Origin of the sequence: Pseudomonas sp. B21-028 (assembly GCF_024749045.1) — a bacterium.
In the GTDB taxonomy this organism is placed as follows: Bacteria; Pseudomonadota; Gammaproteobacteria; order Pseudomonadales; family Pseudomonadaceae; genus Aquipseudomonas.
Genome location: NZ_CP087184.1, coordinates 5,611,795 through 5,629,015, shown reverse-complemented (window position 1 = coordinate 5,629,015; position 17,221 = coordinate 5,611,795). Strand labels below are relative to the sequence as shown.

Here is a 17,221-nt window from a genome sequence, read left to right as displayed (position 1 = left end):
GGTGACATGACTTTCGAAAGCACGGTTTATAGCGCTGATCTCCGTTGTTTGAAAAGTGTATGGGTTGGATAAACAGGTTTTGTAGCTTATTTTCCGTTCGTCGCCTTTCTAGAATAGCGTCTCTCATAGTCCTGACTTCGAGCTGACCATGCCGGGCCCACGCCGTTTTCCACTGCCGCTGATCGCTGCCTTCTTCGCCCTGTATGTCATCTGGGGATCGACCTACCTGGTGATTCGCATCGGTGTGGAGCATTGGCCGCCGCTGTTGCTGGCCGGGATTCGTTTCGTGCTGGCCGGCTCGCTCATGTATGGCTTCCTGCGCTGGCGCGGGGCACCGGCACCGACCTGGGCGCAGTGGAAGGCCGGGGCGATCATCGGCGTGCTGCTGCTCAGTTTCGGCAACGGCGCGGTCAGTGTCGCCGAGCACACCGGCGTGGCGTCCGGGGTGGCGGCGTTGGCCGTGGCGACGGTGCCTTTGTTCACCCTGCTTTGCGGGTATTTCTGGGGCGCGCGTAACACGCGCCTGGAATGGGCGGGCATCGTGCTGGGGCTGATCGGCATCGCCATGCTCAACCTCGGTTCCAACCTGCAATCCAGTCCCCTGGGGGCAACCTTGCTGGTGTTCGCGGCGGCGTCGTGGGCCTTCGGCTCGGTGCTGAGCAAACATCTGCCCTTGCCGGCGGGGGCGATGGCCAGTGCCGTGGAAATGCTGGTGGGCGGCGTGGTGCTGTTGATCGGCAGTTTCGCCAGTGGCGAACACCTGGAGCGCATCCCGCCGTTCGAAGGCTGGTTCGCGCTGGCCTACCTGACCTTCTTCGGTTCGATCATTGCCTTCAACGCCTACATGTACCTGCTCAAGCATGTACGGCCGGCGGCGGCCACCAGTTATGCCTACGTCAACCCGGCAGTGGCGGTGCTGCTGGGAATCGTGTTTGCCGGCGAAAGCATCGGCGTCGAGGAGTCCCTGGCGATGCTGGTGATCATCAGTGCCGTGGTGTTGATCGGGCTGCCCCAGTGGCGCAAGCCCAAGCCTGCGCCGGTTGAATCCTGAATTAAGGTAAACTGCCGCGCATTGCACACCCTGCGCTGATTTTTCCTACGGTACTTCCATGACTTTCGCCACCCTTGGCCTGATCGAACCTTTGTTGCGCGCCCTCGAGACGCTCGGCTACCAGACCCCGACCCCGGTGCAGGCCCAGGCCATGCCGGCGGTGCTGGCCGGTCGCGACCTGATGGCCGCGGCCCAGACCGGTACCGGCAAGACCGCCGGTTTCGCCGTGCCGCTGTTGCAGTTGCTGACCACCGAAGGGCCGAAAGTGGCCGCCAACTCGGTGCGGGCGCTGATCCTGGTGCCGACCCGCGAATTGGCCGAGCAGGTCCATGAAAGCGTGCGCCAGTACGCGCAGAACCTGCCGTTGAGCACCTACGCCGTGTACGGTGGCGTCAGCATCAACCCGCAGATGATGAAGCTGCGCAAGGGCGTCGACCTGCTGGTCGCCACGCCGGGACGCCTGCTCGATCTGTTCCGGCAGAACGCGCTGAAGTTCAACCAGTTGCAGACCCTGGTGCTGGACGAAGCCGACCGCATGCTTGACCTGGGCTTCTCCGAAGAACTGGCGAATATCTACAAGGCGTTGCCGAAGAAGCGTCAGACATTGCTGTTCTCGGCGACCTTTTCCGACGCGATCCGTTTGCTGGCCGGGCAAATGCTCAACGATCCGCTGAGCATCGAAGTGAGCCCGCGCAACGTCGCCGCCAACACCGTCAAGCAATGGGTGGTGACGGTGGACAAGAAGCGCAAGCCGGAATTGTTCGTGCACCTGCTGCGCAAGAACAAGTGGAAACAGGTGCTGGTGTTCGCCAAGACCCGTAACGGCGTCGATGCGTTGGTGGAAAAGCTCCAGGGTCTGGGCGTCAACGCCGATGGCATCCACGGCGACAAACCGCAGGCCACCCGTCAGCGCGCGCTGGACCGTTTCAAGCTCGGTGAAATCCAGATCCTGGTGGCCACCGACGTCGCCGCCCGTGGGCTGGATATCGAAGACTTGCCGCTGGTGGTGAATTTCGATTTGCCGATCGTCGCCGAAGACTACATCCATCGCATCGGCCGTACTGGCCGAGCGGGCGCCACGGGGCAAGCGATTTCCCTGGTGTGCGCCGATGAAGTGAACCTGCTGTCAGCCATTGAGATGTTGACCCGCCAGACCCTGACTCGCCAGATGGAGCAGGACTTCGAGCCTGAACACCGGGTGCCGGATACCGACGCCAGTGGCCAGGTGATCAAGAAACCGAAAAAGCCGAAGAAGCCAAAGACGTCGGGCGGTGGCGGCAAGCGCAACCTCGGCAAGTGGGTGGACAGCGGGGACTCGGCGCCGGTGGAACCTTCGGTCAAGCCGGTGCGCAAAGTGCCGGTGTTCAATACCGGGCCGCGTAAACGCAAGCCTTGATGGTTTGTGGCGTCTGATCAGCCCCTATCGCGAGCAGGCTCGCTCCCACATTCGATCGCGTTCTTTCTGAAGGAACCGGATCTAATGTGGGAGCGAGCCTGCTCGCGATAGGAACGCCTCGGTTTCAACGCTTGCGCTGCAACCACTCCAGCATCCCCAACCCCGCCGCCCGCCCGCTGGCAAAGCACGCCGTCAGCAGATAACCCCCAGTCGGCGCCTCCCAGTCGAGCATTTCCCCCGCGCAGAACACGCCAGGTATCCGCTTGAGCATCAGGTTTTCATCCACGGCGTCGAATGTCACGCCACCGGCGCTGCTGATGGCTTCGTCCAAGGGACGGGTTCTGACCAGGGTGATGGGCAGCGCCTTGATGGCCTGGGCCAGGCGTGCCGGGTCGGCGAAGCCATCGGCCGGTGTGAGTTCGCGTAGCAACCCAGCCTTGACCCCATCGATCCCCAACTGACTGTGCAGGTGCTTGGCCATCGAGCGTGAACCGCGCGGTTTGCTCAAGGCCTGGAGCACTTTATCCACAGGCCGGCCCGGCAGCAGGTCCAGATGGATCGTCGCGCTGCCATGGCGATTGATGGCCTCGCGAATCGGTGCCGACAGGGCATAGATCAGGCTGCCTTCGAGACCGGTGGCGGTGATCACGCACTCACCGAGGCGGGGGACGTCGTCGTTCAGGCCGATGGCGATGTTTTTCAGTGGGGCGCCGGCGAATTTGCTGACCATCAGGTCGCTCCAGGCCTGCACGTCGAAGCCGCAGTTGCTGGGTTGCAATGGCGCAAGGGCGACGCTGCGCTGCTCCAGCGCCAGCATCCAGGCACCGTCGGAGCCCAGGCGTGACCAGCTGCCTCCGCCCAGCGCCAGCAGCGTGGCGTCGGGCTGGAGCGTCTTTTCACCTTCCGGGCCGGCTATTCGCAGGCTGTTGTCGGGGTTCCAGCCGAGCCAGCGATGGCGGGTGTGGATCGCCACGCCGGCGTCGCGCAGGCGCTTGAGCCAGGCACGCAGCAGCGGGGCGGCTTTCATGTCGGTGGGAAACACCCGCCCGGAACTGCCGACAAAGGTGTCGATGCCCAGCCCGTGAATCCAGGTGCACAGCTCATCTGCGCCGAATGCCCGCAGCAATGGGGCGATATTCGCGGCGCGTTCAGCGTAGCGGGACAAAAATGCCGGGAAGGCTTCCGAATGGGTGATGTTCATACCGCCGACGCCGGCCAGCAGAAACTTCCTGCCCACCGAGGGCATACCGTCGTACAGGTCGACGTGGATGCCGGCCTGGCTCAACACCTCGGCCGCCATCAGTCCGGCAGGGCCGCCGCCGATGATGGCGATGGTTGGGGTGGTGGATGGGGCGGTCGAGGTCATGGCGTGGACTGCAGAGATGGGAATAAGCGCGGCATTCTATCAGCACGAAAATCCTGTGGGAGCGAGCCTGCTCGCGATTGCGGTAGATCAGCGACATCAATGTTGGATGGTGGACCGCTATCGCGAGCAGGCTCGCTCCCACAGGGGATGAGGGTGTTGCTGAAATGTGCTCAAAAAACAACCAGGCCTCTGCAAGCTATACCCGGCATAGCCTGTAGGTCGTTTCGCTCAGGTTATCCACAGGCCGCTCCACAGGCATTGTGGGTAACGCACCCAGATTTCAATGACACCCTGATGACGTCCAGACCTTTTGTGCGCTGTGATGCAGGATCCCATGGCGCCGGGCCAGAGCCCTGCGGTCCTTGCTGTAGCCGCCGCCGATCACCCCGACCACCGGGATGTCGCGCCCGAGGCAATGACGCATGACGCTCTCGTCCCGGGCGGCGAGCCCTTCGTCTGTCAGCTTCAGGTAACCGAGGGCGTCATCCTTGTGCACATCGACGCCGGCGTCGTACAGCACCAGGTCGGGCTGGTAGAGCGGCAGCAGGTAGTTGAGGGCATCGTCTACCACCTTCAGGTACGCCGAGTCTTCCATGCCCATCGGTAACGGAATGTCCCAGTCGCTCTGGGCCTTGCGTGCGGGAAAATTCTTTTCGCAGTGCAAGGAAACTGTCACTGCGTCCGGGGTGTCATGGAGTATTCGGGCGGTGCCATCGCCCTGATGCACGTCACAGTCGAAAATCAACACCCGCGAGACGCGGCCACTGGCGAGGAAATAGCGGCTGATCACCGCCAGGTCATTGAAAATGCAAAAACCGGCAGGGTGGTCGTAGTGGGCATGGTGGGTGCCTCCGGCCAGATGACAGGCCAGCCCGTGTTCGAGAGCCTGCTCGGCCGCCAGCAGCGAACCGCCCACGGCGCGTACCGTTCGCCGGGCCAGGGCGTCGCTCCAGGGCAGGCCGAGCCGCCGTTGGTCTTCGCGGGACAACTCGCCACTCATGTAGCGTTCGATATAGACGCGATCATGGGCCAGGGCGAGGATCTCGGGCGGGCACAGCGACGGACGCAGCAGATCCGCGTCGCGAGTCAGCCCGCTGTCCACCAGGTGGTCGCGCAGCAGGCGGAATTTGTCCATGGGGAAACGGTGTTCCGCCGGGAATTCGGGACTGTAGTCTTCATGGTAGATAAGCGGCAGCGGCATGGTGTTTTCAGCGGTGATTGAATGACGGATCCTACCAGCGATGTAGACTCTAGTGGCCTGTGTGGCTCATTCGTGTACTCGAATTACCGTACAAGCCACCGGGCATGGAAAGGGAGTGAAGATGGAGCCGATACTGGAACTGGAAAGTGCGCGGTTGCTCATGCGGCAGTGGCACGATGAAGATTTGCCGGCGTTCGCGGCCATGTCTGCCGATCCTCAGGTGATGCGTTATTTCCCGGCGCCCCTGAGCCGCCTTGAAAGTGCCGCGCTGATCGGACGCGTGCGCGGACATTTTGCCGAACATGGCTTTGGCTTGTGGGCGCTGGAGCGCAAGGACACCGGCGCCTTCATCGGTTTTACCGGGCTGGGTGTGGTGGGGTTCGACGCGCACTTCACGCCGGCAGTCGAGATCGGCTGGCGCCTGGCCCGGGAGCACTGGGGCCTGGGTTACGCCAGCGAGGCCGCCTGGACGGCGCTGCGCTGTGGGTTTGACCGCCTGGGGCTGGACGAAGTGGTGGCATTTACCTCGACCGATAACCTGCCGTCGCAAAAGGTCATGCAGGCGATCGGCATGCACCATGACCCGGCTGACGATTTCGAACATCCAAGACTCGCGGTCGATCATCCATTGCGTCACCATGTGCTCTATCGCATCAACCGCGAGCAGTGGCTGCAGACCCTGCACGGTTAACCGACACGGACGTCTACTACACTGCCCGCCAGAATGGGCAACAATTGATCCACCGTCGCGGCGCAGACTGCGCGGTGTGCTGTGTGAGGAAGTCTAATGAGCCACGTGTTGGAAGATCTGGTCGACCTGTTGACCCTGGAACCGATCGAAGAAAACCTGTTCCGCGGTCGCAGCCAGGACCTGGGGTTCCGCCAGTTGTTCGGCGGCCAGGTGCTGGGCCAGTCGTTGTCGGCGGCCAGCCAGACGGTGGAAGAGGCGCGCCATGTGCATTCCATGCACGGCTATTTCCTGCGTCCGGGCGACGCGGCGTTGCCGGTGGTGTACCAGGTGGACCGGGTACGCGACGGCGGCAGCTTCAGCACCCGCCGGGTGACGGCGATCCAGAAAGGCCATCCGATCTTCACCTGCAGTGCGTCGTTCCAGTACGACGAGCAGGGTTTCGAGCACCAGAGCACCATGCCCCAGGTCGTCGGCCCGGAAAACCTGCCCTCCGAACTGGAACTGACCCAGCAGCGGGCGCACCTGTTGCCCGAGCACATGCGGGAAAAACTGCTGTGCCCCAAGCCGATCGAAGTACGCCCGGTTACGGAAAAAGACCCCTACAACCCGCAGCCGGCCGATCCAGTCAAATACGTGTGGTTCCGCGCCGATGGCGCCCTGGCGGATTCGCCGGCGTTGCACAAATACCTGCTGGCCTACGCTTCGGACTTCGGCCTGCTGACCACGTCGATGCTGCCCCATGGCAAGTCGGTGTGGCAGAAGGACATGCAGGTCGCCAGTCTCGACCACGCCTTGTGGTTCCATGCCGACCTGCGTGCCGATGACTGGTTGCTCTACGCCATGGACAGCCCTTGGGCCGGCAACTCCCGTGGGTTTTCCCGTGGCAGCGTGTTCAACCGAGCCGGGCAACTGGTGGCGTCGGTGACCCAGGAAGGCCTGATCCGGCATCGCAAGGACTGGGCATGAGCCTGGTCGATGTACGGCACTGGGTGTTCGACATGGATGGCACACTGACCATTGCCGTGCATGATTTCGCGGCCATCCGCGTGGCCCTGGCGATTCCGGCCGAAGACGACATCCTCACTCACCTGGCGGCCTTGCCGGCGGATGAGGCCGCGGCCAAGCATGCCTGGCTGCTGGAGCACGAGCGGGACCTGGCGCTGGGCTCCAAACCGGCGCCGGGAGCGGTCGAGTTGGTACGTGACCTGGCCGGGCGTGGCTATCGCCTGGGGATCCTGACCCGCAACGCCCGGGAACTGGCCCATGTGACACTCGAGGCCATTGGTCTGGCCGATTGTTTCGCCGAGGAGGACGTGCTGGGTCGTGACGAAGCACCGCCCAAGCCGCACCCGGGTGGCTTGTTGAAACTGGCCGAAGCCTGGAGCGTGGCACCGGCGGACATGGTCATGGTCGGCGATTATCGCTTCGACCTGGACTGTGGCCGTGCGGCCGGCACGCGGACCGTGCTGGTGAACCTGCCGGACAATCCGTGGCCGGAGCTGACGGATTGGCATGCCCGGGATTGTGGTGAGTTGCGGCGGATGATTTCGGCTTGAGAAATTGGCCTACAGGCCAACCGCTATCGCGAGCAGGCTCGCTCCCACAGCAGATCGGTGTCGGTTACAAGATCAGCGTTCGCTTGTGGGAGCGAGCCTGCTCGCGATGAGGCCTTTACTGCCCGAACAAAGCCCTCAGCCCCTCAGCCGAATTGAACATCCCATCCCCGTCATGCCCCACGCCGGGCACTTCGATCAGTCGCTGGTTCAGCCCCTCGGGGTGGCGTCGGGTCAGGTAGTCGAAAAAGAAACGCCCGCGCAGCAACCGATACGGCCCTTGGGTCTGTGCCTCACAGCTCTTATCCAGCGCCGGATGCTCCGGTTCGACGTCCTGTTGCCCGAGCAGGTAGGTGATGTCGTGCTTGATGTAATTCTCCTCCAACTCGGCGGCTATTTGCCCGGCGGCGTAGGCGGGGAGATTGTGCAGGCCATATTTCCAGCGATTGAAACCGGGGCAACCGCCAGGGTCGAACGCCATGGGCCGCTGTGTATCGAAGTAGGCGTAGGACGATGGGTTGGCGATGACGAAGCGTGGGGCGATCCGGTACTGCCCATGGGTGAGCAGGGCATAGCGCTGGACCATCTGGGCGCCGCCGGAATGACCGGCGATGACGATTTCCTTCACATCGGGAAATTGCTGCCGGTCGCTGACCCGCGCAACGATGTCGTCGAGAACCTGGAAGGAACTGACCGGACTCGGTCCTGTGGATAAGGCACCGGTCATCCAGTCGTCACCTTGCCAGCGCAGCAGGTCGTTGGGGAGTTGATGGCGGGCGACGTCCTGCTCGTTGAGAAACTGCGGGGCGATGATCAGCGTGGTGGTCAGTTGTCCGGCCTTGCCGGCGGCTTGCTCGGCGCTGTGCAGGTAGGTGTCGGCATTGCGCAGCCGTCCATGGAGGATAATCAGCACGCGCTGGATAGACGTCGGGGGTGGGCTGACCGCGACGACCATGCTGCCGCCCTTGAGCTGCAACCGCCCTTGCGCCACTGTGCTCACAGCGTGTTCGTCAGCCTGGGCGAAGAGGCTGCACAGCACCAGTGCGATCGATGCGGCACATTTCATCTACAGGTTTTTCGCCGCGAAAGTGTCGCATTGGCTGACCTGGCCCTGGGCGAACCCGGCCTTGAACCAGCGCACCCGTTGCGCTGAGGTGCCGTGGGTAAAGGAGTCCGGCACCACGCGCCCCTGGCCTTGTTGCTGCAAACGGTCGTCACCGATGGCGTTGGCGGCGTTCAAGGCTTCTTCAACGTCTCCAGGCTCCAGCCAGTTCAGGCGCTTCTGCGCATGGTTGGCCCAGACGCCGGCCAGGCAATCGGCCTGCAATTCCTGACGCACCAGCAACCCACCGTCGCCTTCCATCTGCCGACCTTGCTGGCGAGCTTCCTGGATCTTCGCCGACACGCCGAGCAACGTCTGCACATGGTGGCCGACTTCATGGGCGATGACGTAGGCCTGGGCGAAGTCCCCGGCGGCGGAGAAGCGCTGGGACATCTCCTTGAAGAAGCTCATGTCCAGGTACACCTGCCGATCCACCGGGCAGTAGAACGGGCCGGTCGCCGACGAGGCGAGGCCGCACGCCGAGTTGACCCGACCGCTGAACAGCACCAGTTTGGGTTGCTGGTATTGGCGTCCGGCCTGCTGGAAGACCTGGCCCCAGGTGTCTTCGGTGTCACCGAGGATCGAACGCACGAACTCGGCCTGCTCATCGTTGGCCGGTGGCGCCTGGCGGGTTTGAGAAGAGGAGGGCGGAGACTGATCCATCTGCCCGGTCAGTTGCCCGAGGATCTGCATCGGGTCCTGGCCGGTGATCCAGCCGATGCCGACGATCAGGAGAATGGCCGTCAGGCTCAGTCCCTTGCCCCCGCCAAAGCGCATCCCGCCACCGCCGTCACCATCGCCACGGGCGTCCACCACGTTGTCACTGCGGCGACCTTTTTTCCATAGCATGTGGGAGTCCTCTGATTGCCCGTGTGGACAGTGTTGCCGTTGAGTGGGAATGACGCCAGTTTACTAACAGATTTCTGACATAAGCACCCTGTGGGAGCGAGCCTGCTCGCGATTGCGGTGAATCAGCTTGCATCAAGGCTGAGTGTACCGTCGCCGTCGCGAGCAGGCTCGCTCCCACAGAGAGACAGCATCAGCCGATGAAAGTGTACTTGGTTCCAGAATCTGCATTAAGCTTTCAATATTCTGGAATCGATAACATTGCGTCGGGGTCCCATGGCTGGAAGTCAAATTGAACGGGTTTTCGATGTGCTGGAAAGTCTCGCCAGCGAACCTCGTGGCTGGCCACTCCAAGGGCTGGCCGAGCAACTGAAGATTCCCAAGAGTGCCACGCACCGCTTGCTCGCCGAACTGATGCGCCTGGGTTACGTGCGCCAGAACCCCGAGAACCTGCGCTATCACATGTCCACCCGGTTGATCGCCCTGGGGTTCCGCTATCTCTCGCGCAGCGGCGCCGACATCGTGCAGCCGGTGCTGGACCGTCTGGCCCGGGAAACAGGGGAACTGGTGCGCCTGGGTGTCATCGAAGGGGAACGCCAGACCTGGATCGCCAAGTCCCAGGGGGCCCGCTCCGGTTTGCGCTACGACCCGGACATGGGCCGCGAGACGCCGCTGTTCTATACGGCGTCGGGCCATGCCTGGCTGGCGTACATGAGCGATGCCGAGGCGCTGGCGCTGGTCGAGCGCCAGGCTGCGCAGGTACCCGCGGATGTGGGGCCAAACGCGCCCCACAGCACCCATGAATTGCTCGAATACCTGCGTGCGGCCCGCGAACAGGGATATGCCTGTGTCGAAGAGAGTTCGGCGGTCGGCACATCAGCCATTGCCGCCGTGGTGCGTCATCCGCAGGACGGCCGGGTCGTCGGCGTACTCAGCGTTGCCGGGCCCAGTGCGCGGATGACGCGGGTACGGCTGCATGAATTGGCCCCGACCTTGCTGGCGTTTGCCGAGGAGTTGTCGCAAGCGAGCCAGGCGTCGGAGCTGTTCAGCTGATACTTGCAGAGATGGGCCCCTACATTACGTAACTCAGGATCACTCCATGACCGTCAGCACCCCGCTTTCCGGTGTCAATCAGGCCTTCAAGGGCATCCTGCTGATTGTCTTCGCGACGTTCCTGTTTTCCAGCCATGACGCCCTGTCGAAATACCTCTCGGGTTTCTATCCGATCATCATGGTGGTGTGGGCCCGCTATGTGGTGCATACCCTGTTGATGGCGGGCATCTTCCTGCCGCGCTCGGGGTTGCGGGTGCTGCGCACGAAGCGCCCGTTGTGGCAGTTGGCGCGGGCGTTGTGCCTGCTGGGCACCAGTCTGTTCTTCACCACGTCGCTGCTGTACATCCCGTTGGCCGAGGCGACGGCGGTCAACTTCCTGGCCCCCGTGCTGGTCACCGCGTTGTCGGTGCCGCTGCTGGGTGAACGGGTGACACGCGGTCAATGGGTGGCGGTGATTTTCGGCTTCATCGGGGTGCTGATCATTGTCCATCCTGGCGGAGACCTGTTCACGCCGGCGGTGCTGTTGCCGTTCTGTTCGGCGCTGTTCTTCTGCTTCTATCAGTTGCTCACGCGCAAGCTCAGCGAAATCGACAGCCCTACCACCAGCAACTTTTTCGCCGGCCTGTGCAACACGTTGGTGATGAGCGCACTGGTGCCGTTCTTCTGGCAGGTGCCGAGCCTGTTGCATGGGGCAATGATGCTGGCGCTGGGCGCTTGTGGGATGACAGCGCACCTGATGCTGACCCAGGCCTTCCGCGTCGCCGCCCCGGCGCTGCTGGCGCCCTTCAGCTATTGCCAGATCGTGTTCGCCGGCCTGCTGGGGTGGCTGCTGTTCAACCACACGCCGACGCTGACCACGGTGCTGGGTATTGTGCTGATCTGTCTCAGTGGATTGGCCGCGGCGTGGCAGCAGCGACGCAGATGATCCGGACCTGTGGCGAAGGAGTCTTGTGAGAGCAAAGCTTGCTCGCGATGAGCGGAAACACGATCTGTAAATCGAGGTGTTTTCGTCGCGAGCAAGCTTTGCTCCCACAAGCTTTGCTCCCACAGATTTCTCTGGGATCTCTCTTCACCGCGTGAATCAGTTTTCCAGCGTCGGAATCTTGCGCGGTGCCATGAAGTACAGCCAGATCAGGGCCGTGAAGTACATCGCCGGGATCAGGGTGAACAACACGGTGTAATTGTTATTGGTCACCGTCAGGATGTGTCCTACCAACTGGGTCATGAACATCCCGCCGATGGCCGCGCACATGCCGCCGAAGCCGAACACCGTGCTCATCATGTGCTTGGGGGTGTAGTCCATCACCAGGCTCCAGATGTTGGCGGTCCAGGCCTGGTGCGCGCCAATGGCCAGGGAAATGGCGAACACCGCCATCCACAGGTTGGTGGCGCCGGCGGCCATGATCACGCCGACGATGCAGCAGGCGAACAGCAGCATGGAGACCAGTCGTGCCTTGATCGGATTCAGCCCGCGACCGATCAGGAACGAAGAGAGGATGCCGCCGCCCACGCTGCCGAAGTCGGCGGTGAGGTAGATGATGATCAGTGGGATGCCCATCTGCGTCACATTGATGCCCAGGCTGTATTGCTGGTTCAGGAACGGTGGCAGCCAGTAAAGGTAGAACCAGAACACCGGTGCCGTGATCGAGTAGGCCAGGGCGAACGCCCAGGTACCGCGCATGCGCAGGATGCGGGAGAAGGGCACGCGGACCTGCTCTGGTTCGCTTTCACCTTGGATGTAGTCCAGTTCCGATTGTTTGACGCTGGGGTGGTCTTCCGGGTTGAAGTATTTCAGGCCCCAGAACAGCAGCCAGATCCCGCCCAATGCCGCCATGCACAGGAACGCGGCCTGCCAGCCCCACACTTGCAGGACCAGCGGTAGCAGCATCGGCGTGAACATGGCGCCGACGTTGGTCCCGGCGTTGAAGATGCCGGTGGCCACGGCCCGTTCGCCCGCCGGGAACCATAGCCGGGTGGTCTTCACACAGGCGGGGTAGTTGGCCGCTTCGGTGAGGCCCAGGATGAAACGGCAGACCATGAAGCCCGCCGCGGAAGTCGCCAGGCCATGGGCGCCGGTCGCCAGGCTCCAGAGCAGCACGGCGAAGAAGAACACGCGCTTGACGCCGATCCGGTCGATCAACCGGCCCTGCAATATGAAGCCGACCGCATAGCCGACCTGGAACCAGAAGTTGATGTTGGCGTAATCCATCGCCGTCCAGCTCATTTCCTTGGCAAGAATGGGCTGCATCACACCCAGGGCGGCGCGGTCGATGTAGTTCAGCGTGGTGGCGAAAAACACCAGTGCGAGCATGCCCCAACGGGTCTTGCCCACGGCCAGGGCGCCGCGGATCTTGTCACCGATGCCGCCGGTCGTGACACCCATGCCTGGGCTCAGGGGGGAACTTTGAGAAGGATTCATAGGGTTTACCCGTTTTTGAAATTCTTATGGGGTGATCGGGGTTTCATCCATTGATGTCGGCGTTTAGGCCTGCAGCAATGTGGAACCGATGGTGCGCAGTGGACGAAAAATCGTCAATTCGCCCCAGGGCATTTTGTTCGATAATCGCCCATAAAACTAACTGGGTGGTACATATTAAATTGCTGAAAGGGATTGGCGCCTCAATAATCTGTTCACTCTTTCAAAAGCGGCGAATCTTCTGTAGCCGATGCCTGTCCCGGGAGCCCGACCCATGCAGCGTTCCATTGCCACCGTATCCTTGAGCGGTACCCTGCCGGAAAAGCTCGAAGCCATTGCCGCCGCCGGTTTCGACGGGGTGGAGATCTTCGAGAACGACCTGCTCTATTACGACGGCAGCCCTCGGGAAATCCGGCAGATGTGCGCTGACCTGGGCATCGCGATCACGCTGTTCCAGCCATTTCGTGACTTCGAAGGTTGTCGCCGTGATCGCCTGGCCCGCAACCTGGAGCGCGCCGAGCGCAAGTTCGACCTGATGCAGGAGCTCGGTACCGATCTGGTGCTGGTGTGCAGCAACGCCGCGGCCGATAGCCTGGGGGACGAGCGAATGCTGGTGGATGACCTGCGGCTGCTCGCCGAGCGGGCCGGTGCACGGGGCTTGCGCATCGGTTATGAGGCGCTGGCCTGGGGTCGGCACGTGAACACTTATCAACAGGTCTGGAACATTGTGCGTCAGGCTGATCACCCCAACCTGGGTGTGCTGCTCGACAGCTTCCATACCTTATCCCTCAAGGGCGACCCGAGTGCCATCGCCGAGATCCCTGGCGAGAAGATTTTCTTCGTGCAGATGGCCGACGCGCCGATCCTGGCGATGGACGTGCTGGAATGGAGCCGGCATTTCCGTTGCTTCCCGGGGCAGGGCGAATTCGATCTGCCGGGGTTCCTGGCGCCGATCATCAAGAGTGGCTATACCGGGCCACTGTCGCTGGAAATCTTCAACGACGGTTTCCGCGCCGCACCGCCACGGGCCAATGCCGCCGATGGCCTGCGTTCGTTGCTGTACCTGGAGGAGAAGACCCGCCAGCGCCTGGCCGCGGAAGCTGCGCCGGTGGCCAACCTTGATACATTGTTTGCGCCGCCATCGGCCAGCGAATACGACGGCATCGAGTTTCTCGAATTTGCCGTGGACGATAACCTCGGCGCCAAGCTGTGCCACTGGCTGGAACGGTTGGGGTTCGTCAAGGCCGGCCAGCATCGCTCCAAGAATGTGAGCCTGCTGCGCCAGGGCGATATCAACCTGATTCTCAACTGTGAGCCGTACTCCTTTGCCCACAGCTTTTTCGAAGCCCACGGACCGTCGCTGTGCGCCACCGCCGTGCGGGTCAAGGACAGTGCCAGCGCCCTGAAGCGGGCCGTGGATTACAAAGGGCAGCCCTATCGCGGCCTGGTGGGACCCAACGAATTGGAGCTGGCGGCGGTCCGCGCGCCGGACGGCAGCCTGATCTACCTGGTGGACCGGGAGGCGGACGTCTACGGAACGGATTTCAACCTGCAACCGGGTGCGGTCATCGGGGCCGGGCTCAAGCGCATCGACCACATGGCGATGGCGCTGCCGGCCGACAGCCTCGACAGCTGGGTGCTGTTCTACAAGAGCCTGCTGGATTTCGAAGCCGATGACGAAGTGGTGTTGCCCGACCCCTATGGCCTGGTGAAGAGCCGGGCCTTGCGCAGTCGCTGCAGTTCGATCCGCTTGCCCCTGAACATTTCCGAAAACCGCAACACCGCGATCTCGCATGCGCTGTCGAGCTATCGCGGTTCCGGCGTGCATCACATCGCCTTCGACTGCGATGATATTTTCGCCCAGGTCAGCCGCGCCAAGGAGGCCGGCGTGCCGTTGCTGGATATTCCACTCAACTACTATGACGACCTGGCGGCACGTTTCGATTTCGACGAGGAGTTTCTCAGCGAACTGGCGTATTTCAACGTGTTGTACGACCGTGATGCCCAGGGCGGTGAACTGTTTCATGTCTACACCGAACCGTTCGAAGGGCGATTCTTCTTTGAAATCATCCAGCGCAAGAACGGTTATGCCGGGTATGGCGCGGCCAACGTCGCGGTGCGGCTGGCGGCCATGGCCAAGTCCCGCAGCGGTGGCCTGCGGCACGCCAAGTTGTAGGGAAATCGTAAACGCGACAGTAAAACGGCAATCCCGTGCCTTCCTTCACTGCACGGTGCAGCCCATAATCGCCAGCTTGTGCAGTGATGGCCGTGAGCCCGCAATGACTATGAATCCAGAGCTGTCCGATGCCCTCGACGAGCCCCTCGTCGCGCCGCGCAAGAGTCGCAAGAACAACCCGGAAAAGACCCGGGAAAATATTCTTCAGGAAGCCATCGTCGAGTTTGTCCAGCAGGGCCTGGCCGGCGCCCGGGTCGATGCCATCGCTGAGCGCATCCACACGTCCAAGCGGATGATCTACTACTACTTCAACAGCAAGGAGCAGTTGTATATCGAAGTGCTGGAAAAACTCTACGGTGATATCCGCAGCACCGAGAGCCGCCTGCACCTGGCGGAGCTGGCACCGGTCGACGCGATCCGGCGCCTGGTGGAGTTCACCTTCGACCACCACGACCGCAATGTGGATTTCGTGCGCATCGTCTCTATCGAGAACATCCACAACGCCGAATACGTCAAGCAATCAAGCGTGATCAAGGCGATGAACAGCAGCATCCTCGACGCCCTGGACCTGATCCTGCGGCGCGGCGCCGAAGAGGGCGTGTTCCGTACCGGCCTCGAACCGCAGGATGTGCATCTGCTGATCAGTTCGTTCTGTTTCCATCGGGTGTCCAACCGTCACACCTTCGGCGAGATTTTCCAGATCGATCTGGCGGACGAGGTCATCAAGCAGCGTCATCGCCAGATGATTTGCGAGTCGGTGTTGCGCTATCTGCAAGCCTGACGCCGAATCCATTGTGGGAGCGAGCCTGCTCGCGATAGCGGTGTGTCAGTCGAAATATAAGTGACTGACACACCGCTATCGCGAGCAGGCTCGCTCCCACAGGTTCTTCAGTGATTCATGCTTTGGAAATGCTCCAGCATCCGCTGCGCATCTGGCGCGATGCCGCTGAACAGTTCGAACGCCTTGACGGCCTGGAACACCGCCATGGTTCCCCCATCCAGCGTGCGGCAACCCAGGGCGCGGGCGTGGCGCAGCAGTTCGGTTTCCAGCGGGAAGTAGACGATTTCGGCGACCCACAGTTCGCCCCGCAACAACTCGACCGGCACCGGCATGCCAGGGAGTTTCGCCATGCCCATCGGAGTGGTGTTGACCAAGCCGTTCGCCTCGGCGATGGCCGTGGGCAAATCGTGCCCGGCACGGGCGCGGCCAGCGCCGAAGTGCTGGTTCAGATTGTTGGCCAGGGCTTCGGCACGGCTGAATTCGACGTCAAAGATACTCAGCGTCTGGACACCTTCCGTCAGCAGCGCATGGGCAACGGCCGCGCCGGCGCCTCCGGCACCCATCTGCACCACGTGTCGACGCAGGACCGCCCCGAGGCCGCGGCGAAAACCCTCGGCAAACCCGAGGCAGTCGGTGTTGTGGCCGATGCGCTTGCCGTCCTTGAACACTACGGTGTTCACCGCGCCAATGCCGCGGGCCTCGGCCGAGAGGTCATCGAGCAGCGGGATGATCGCCTGTTTGCAGGGGAAGGTAATGTTCAGCCCGGTGAAGTTCATGCGCTCGGCAGCCGTCAGCAGATCGGGCAGGGCACTGCTGTCGAGTTTCAACGCGTCAAGGTCGATCAATCGATAGAGATAACGCATGCCTTGGGCATCGCCTTCGTGCTCATGGAGCGCGGGAGTTCGAGATGCCTGGATACTTGCGCCGATCAGGCCAGCCAGTACGGTGCTATTCGACATGCGCTTCAACCTTTCAACCGCTGACTGAAATGGTCCAGGGCCAGGCGATAGCCATGGCTGCCAAAGCCGCACATCACACCGATAGCGACGGATGAAACGAAGGAGTGGTGGCGGAACGTTTCCCGGGCGTGGATGTTGGACAGGTGGACTTCGATCACCGGCACTTCGCTGGCGACCAGCGCATCGCGGATCGCCACCGACGTGTGGGTCCAGGCTGCCGGGTTGATCACGATACCGGCACAGCGGCCACGGGCACCGTGAATCCAGTCCAGCAGCTCGCTTTCCTGGTTGGTCTGGCGAAACTCCACCGCCAGACCGAATTCTTCAGCGGCACGGCCGCACAGCGCCGAGATATCCGCCAGGGTTTCATGGCCATAGGTCGCGGGCTCGCGGGTGCCGAGCAGGTTCAGGTTCGGGCCGTTAAGCACCAGAACGATCGGAGGCATTACAGTTTCTCCACTTTTTATTGTTGGCTTCGGTCGGGTTTCAACCGGTGGAGATAAATTGTACTAGATGGTTAATTTGGTCAAACGAAGCCGCCGTTGTTGATCAATAAGTGTTCGATGATCGGACACCAGCTCTTAATCAGGCAGGGATGGGTTTGTGGCGAGGGTTATTTGTGGCGAGGGG

Annotated in this window: 16 protein-coding genes; 9 read left to right on the top strand and 7 right to left on the bottom strand. The window is 62.1% G+C overall.

Features of this window, described 5'->3' with window-relative positions:
* The first annotated feature begins 148 nt into the window (after positions 1–148).
* Positions 149–1,051 carry a drug/metabolite exporter YedA gene (gene yedA / locus LOY35_RS24370; RefSeq protein ID WP_144930621.1) on the top strand — a complete coding sequence of 301 codons (903 nt, stop codon included), beginning with the start codon at positions 149–151 and terminating at the stop codon, positions 1,049–1,051.
* A gap of 58 nt (positions 1,052–1,109) precedes the next feature.
* Entirely contained in the window at positions 1,110–2,447 is a 1,338-nt protein-coding gene (locus LOY35_RS24365) for a DEAD/DEAH box helicase (RefSeq protein ID WP_258628123.1), read from the top strand.
* Between the two features lie 124 nt (positions 2,448–2,571).
* Here LOY35_RS24365 and LOY35_RS24360 read toward each other — a convergent pair whose 3' ends face one another.
* Together LOY35_RS24360 and LOY35_RS24355 are read right to left on the bottom strand one after the other, a co-directional pair.
* The gene (locus tag LOY35_RS24360; RefSeq protein ID WP_258628122.1) at positions 2,572–3,813 is read right to left on the bottom strand and encodes a TIGR03862 family flavoprotein; all 1,242 of its coding nucleotides are present in this window, start codon (positions 3,811–3,813) and stop codon (positions 2,572–2,574) included.
* A 280-nt stretch (positions 3,814–4,093) separates the two neighbouring features.
* Entirely contained in the window at positions 4,094–5,014 is a 921-nt protein-coding gene (locus LOY35_RS24355; RefSeq protein ID WP_258628121.1) for a histone deacetylase, read from the bottom strand.
* Between the two features lie 121 nt (positions 5,015–5,135).
* Here LOY35_RS24355 and LOY35_RS24350 point away from each other — a divergent pair, with 121 nt between their 5' ends.
* The 3 genes from LOY35_RS24350 to LOY35_RS24340 all read left to right on the top strand — a co-directional run bounded on the left by LOY35_RS24350 (position 5,136) and on the right by LOY35_RS24340 (position 7,261).
* Complete coding sequence (locus LOY35_RS24350) at positions 5,136–5,705, top strand: GNAT family N-acetyltransferase (RefSeq protein WP_258628119.1); 570 nt, start codon at positions 5,136–5,138, stop codon at positions 5,703–5,705.
* A 96-nt stretch (positions 5,706–5,801) separates the two neighbouring features.
* Positions 5,802–6,671 carry an acyl-CoA thioesterase II gene (tesB, locus tag LOY35_RS24345; RefSeq protein ID WP_041023053.1) on the top strand — a complete coding sequence of 290 codons (870 nt, stop codon included), beginning with the start codon at positions 5,802–5,804 and terminating at the stop codon, positions 6,669–6,671.
* The gene (locus LOY35_RS24340) at positions 6,668–7,261 is read left to right on the top strand and encodes an HAD family hydrolase (RefSeq protein ID WP_258628115.1); all 594 of its coding nucleotides are present in this window, start codon (positions 6,668–6,670) and stop codon (positions 7,259–7,261) included. The genes tesB and LOY35_RS24340 overlap by 4 nt, the downstream gene beginning before the upstream one ends.
* Before the next feature lie 115 nt (positions 7,262–7,376).
* Here LOY35_RS24340 and LOY35_RS24335 read toward each other — a convergent pair whose 3' ends face one another.
* Together LOY35_RS24335 and LOY35_RS24330 are read right to left on the bottom strand one after the other, a co-directional pair.
* Positions 7,377–8,324, bottom strand: a complete 948-nt coding sequence (locus LOY35_RS24335; protein WP_258628113.1) for an alpha/beta hydrolase — start codon at positions 8,322–8,324, stop codon at positions 7,377–7,379.
* A complete protein-coding gene (locus LOY35_RS24330; RefSeq protein WP_258628110.1) occupies positions 8,325–9,209 on the bottom strand; it encodes a neutral zinc metallopeptidase in 885 nt (294 codons plus the stop codon).
* A gap of 273 nt (positions 9,210–9,482) precedes the next feature.
* On the opposite strand from LOY35_RS24330, the gene LOY35_RS24325 reads away from it, so the two are divergent.
* Both LOY35_RS24325 and LOY35_RS24320 read left to right on the top strand, forming a co-directional pair.
* A complete protein-coding gene (locus LOY35_RS24325) occupies positions 9,483–10,259 on the top strand; it encodes an IclR family transcriptional regulator (RefSeq protein WP_258628104.1) in 777 nt (258 codons plus the stop codon).
* 46 nt (positions 10,260–10,305) lie between these two features.
* Positions 10,306–11,184, top strand: coding sequence for a DMT family transporter (locus LOY35_RS24320; protein WP_258628102.1), 879 nt, complete (start codon positions 10,306–10,308; stop codon positions 11,182–11,184).
* A 156-nt stretch (positions 11,185–11,340) separates the two neighbouring features.
* On the opposite strand, the gene LOY35_RS24315 is transcribed toward LOY35_RS24320, so the two are convergent.
* Entirely contained in the window at positions 11,341–12,678 is a 1,338-nt protein-coding gene (locus LOY35_RS24315) for an MFS transporter (protein WP_408981170.1), read from the bottom strand.
* 271 nt (positions 12,679–12,949) lie between these two features.
* Here LOY35_RS24315 and quiC point away from each other — a divergent pair, with 271 nt between their 5' ends.
* On the top strand, positions 12,950–14,851 hold the full coding sequence (gene quiC / locus LOY35_RS24310) for a 3-dehydroshikimate dehydratase QuiC (protein WP_258628099.1): 1,902 nt from the start codon (positions 12,950–12,952) through the stop codon (positions 14,849–14,851).
* Between the two features lie 103 nt (positions 14,852–14,954).
* Positions 14,955–15,632, top strand: coding sequence for a TetR family transcriptional regulator (locus tag LOY35_RS24305; protein WP_258628096.1), 678 nt, complete (start codon positions 14,955–14,957; stop codon positions 15,630–15,632).
* Positions 15,633–15,739: 107 nt separating this feature from the next.
* Here LOY35_RS24305 and LOY35_RS24300 read toward each other — a convergent pair whose 3' ends face one another.
* Together LOY35_RS24300 and aroQ are read right to left on the bottom strand one after the other, a co-directional pair.
* Positions 15,740–16,591, bottom strand: coding sequence for a shikimate dehydrogenase (locus LOY35_RS24300; protein ID WP_258628094.1), 852 nt, complete (start codon positions 16,589–16,591; stop codon positions 15,740–15,742).
* A 5-nt stretch (positions 16,592–16,596) separates the two neighbouring features.
* Complete coding sequence (gene aroQ, locus LOY35_RS24295) at positions 16,597–17,037, bottom strand: type II 3-dehydroquinate dehydratase (RefSeq protein ID WP_258628092.1); 441 nt, start codon at positions 17,035–17,037, stop codon at positions 16,597–16,599.
* Positions 17,038–17,221: the final 184 nt, after the last annotated feature.

What these genes read in the sequence shown, in the direction of transcription:
- LOY35_RS24360 (WP_258628122.1), bottom strand. Translation starts at nt 3,813, where the DNA reads ATGACCTCGACCGCCCCATCCACCACCCCAACCATCGCCATCATCGGC.
- LOY35_RS24320 (WP_258628102.1), top strand. Translation starts at nt 10,306, where the DNA reads ATGACCGTCAGCACCCCGCTTTCCGGTGTCAATCAGGCCTTCAAGGGC.
- tesB (WP_041023053.1), top strand. Translation starts at nt 5,802, where the DNA reads ATGAGCCACGTGTTGGAAGATCTGGTCGACCTGTTGACCCTGGAACCG.
- LOY35_RS24325 (WP_258628104.1), top strand. Translation starts at nt 9,483, where the DNA reads ATGGCTGGAAGTCAAATTGAACGGGTTTTCGATGTGCTGGAAAGTCTC.
- LOY35_RS24300 (WP_258628094.1), bottom strand. Translation starts at nt 16,591, where the DNA reads ATGTCGAATAGCACCGTACTGGCTGGCCTGATCGGCGCAAGTATCCAG.
- yedA (WP_144930621.1), top strand. Translation starts at nt 149, where the DNA reads ATGCCGGGCCCACGCCGTTTTCCACTGCCGCTGATCGCTGCCTTCTTC.
- LOY35_RS24340 (WP_258628115.1), top strand. Translation starts at nt 6,668, where the DNA reads ATGAGCCTGGTCGATGTACGGCACTGGGTGTTCGACATGGATGGCACA.
- LOY35_RS24305 (WP_258628096.1), top strand. Translation starts at nt 14,955, where the DNA reads ATGACTATGAATCCAGAGCTGTCCGATGCCCTCGACGAGCCCCTCGTC.
- aroQ (WP_258628092.1), bottom strand. Translation starts at nt 17,037, where the DNA reads ATGCCTCCGATCGTTCTGGTGCTTAACGGCCCGAACCTGAACCTGCTC.
- LOY35_RS24355 (WP_258628121.1), bottom strand. Translation starts at nt 5,014, where the DNA reads ATGCCGCTGCCGCTTATCTACCATGAAGACTACAGTCCCGAATTCCCG.
- LOY35_RS24335 (WP_258628113.1), bottom strand. Translation starts at nt 8,324, where the DNA reads ATGAAATGTGCCGCATCGATCGCACTGGTGCTGTGCAGCCTCTTCGCC.
- LOY35_RS24330 (WP_258628110.1), bottom strand. Translation starts at nt 9,209, where the DNA reads ATGCTATGGAAAAAAGGTCGCCGCAGTGACAACGTGGTGGACGCCCGT.
- LOY35_RS24350 (WP_258628119.1), top strand. Translation starts at nt 5,136, where the DNA reads ATGGAGCCGATACTGGAACTGGAAAGTGCGCGGTTGCTCATGCGGCAG.
- LOY35_RS24315 (WP_408981170.1), bottom strand. Translation starts at nt 12,678, where the DNA reads ATGAATCCTTCTCAAAGTTCCCCCCTGAGCCCAGGCATGGGTGTCACG.
- quiC (WP_258628099.1), top strand. Translation starts at nt 12,950, where the DNA reads ATGCAGCGTTCCATTGCCACCGTATCCTTGAGCGGTACCCTGCCGGAA.
- LOY35_RS24365 (WP_258628123.1), top strand. Translation starts at nt 1,110, where the DNA reads ATGACTTTCGCCACCCTTGGCCTGATCGAACCTTTGTTGCGCGCCCTC.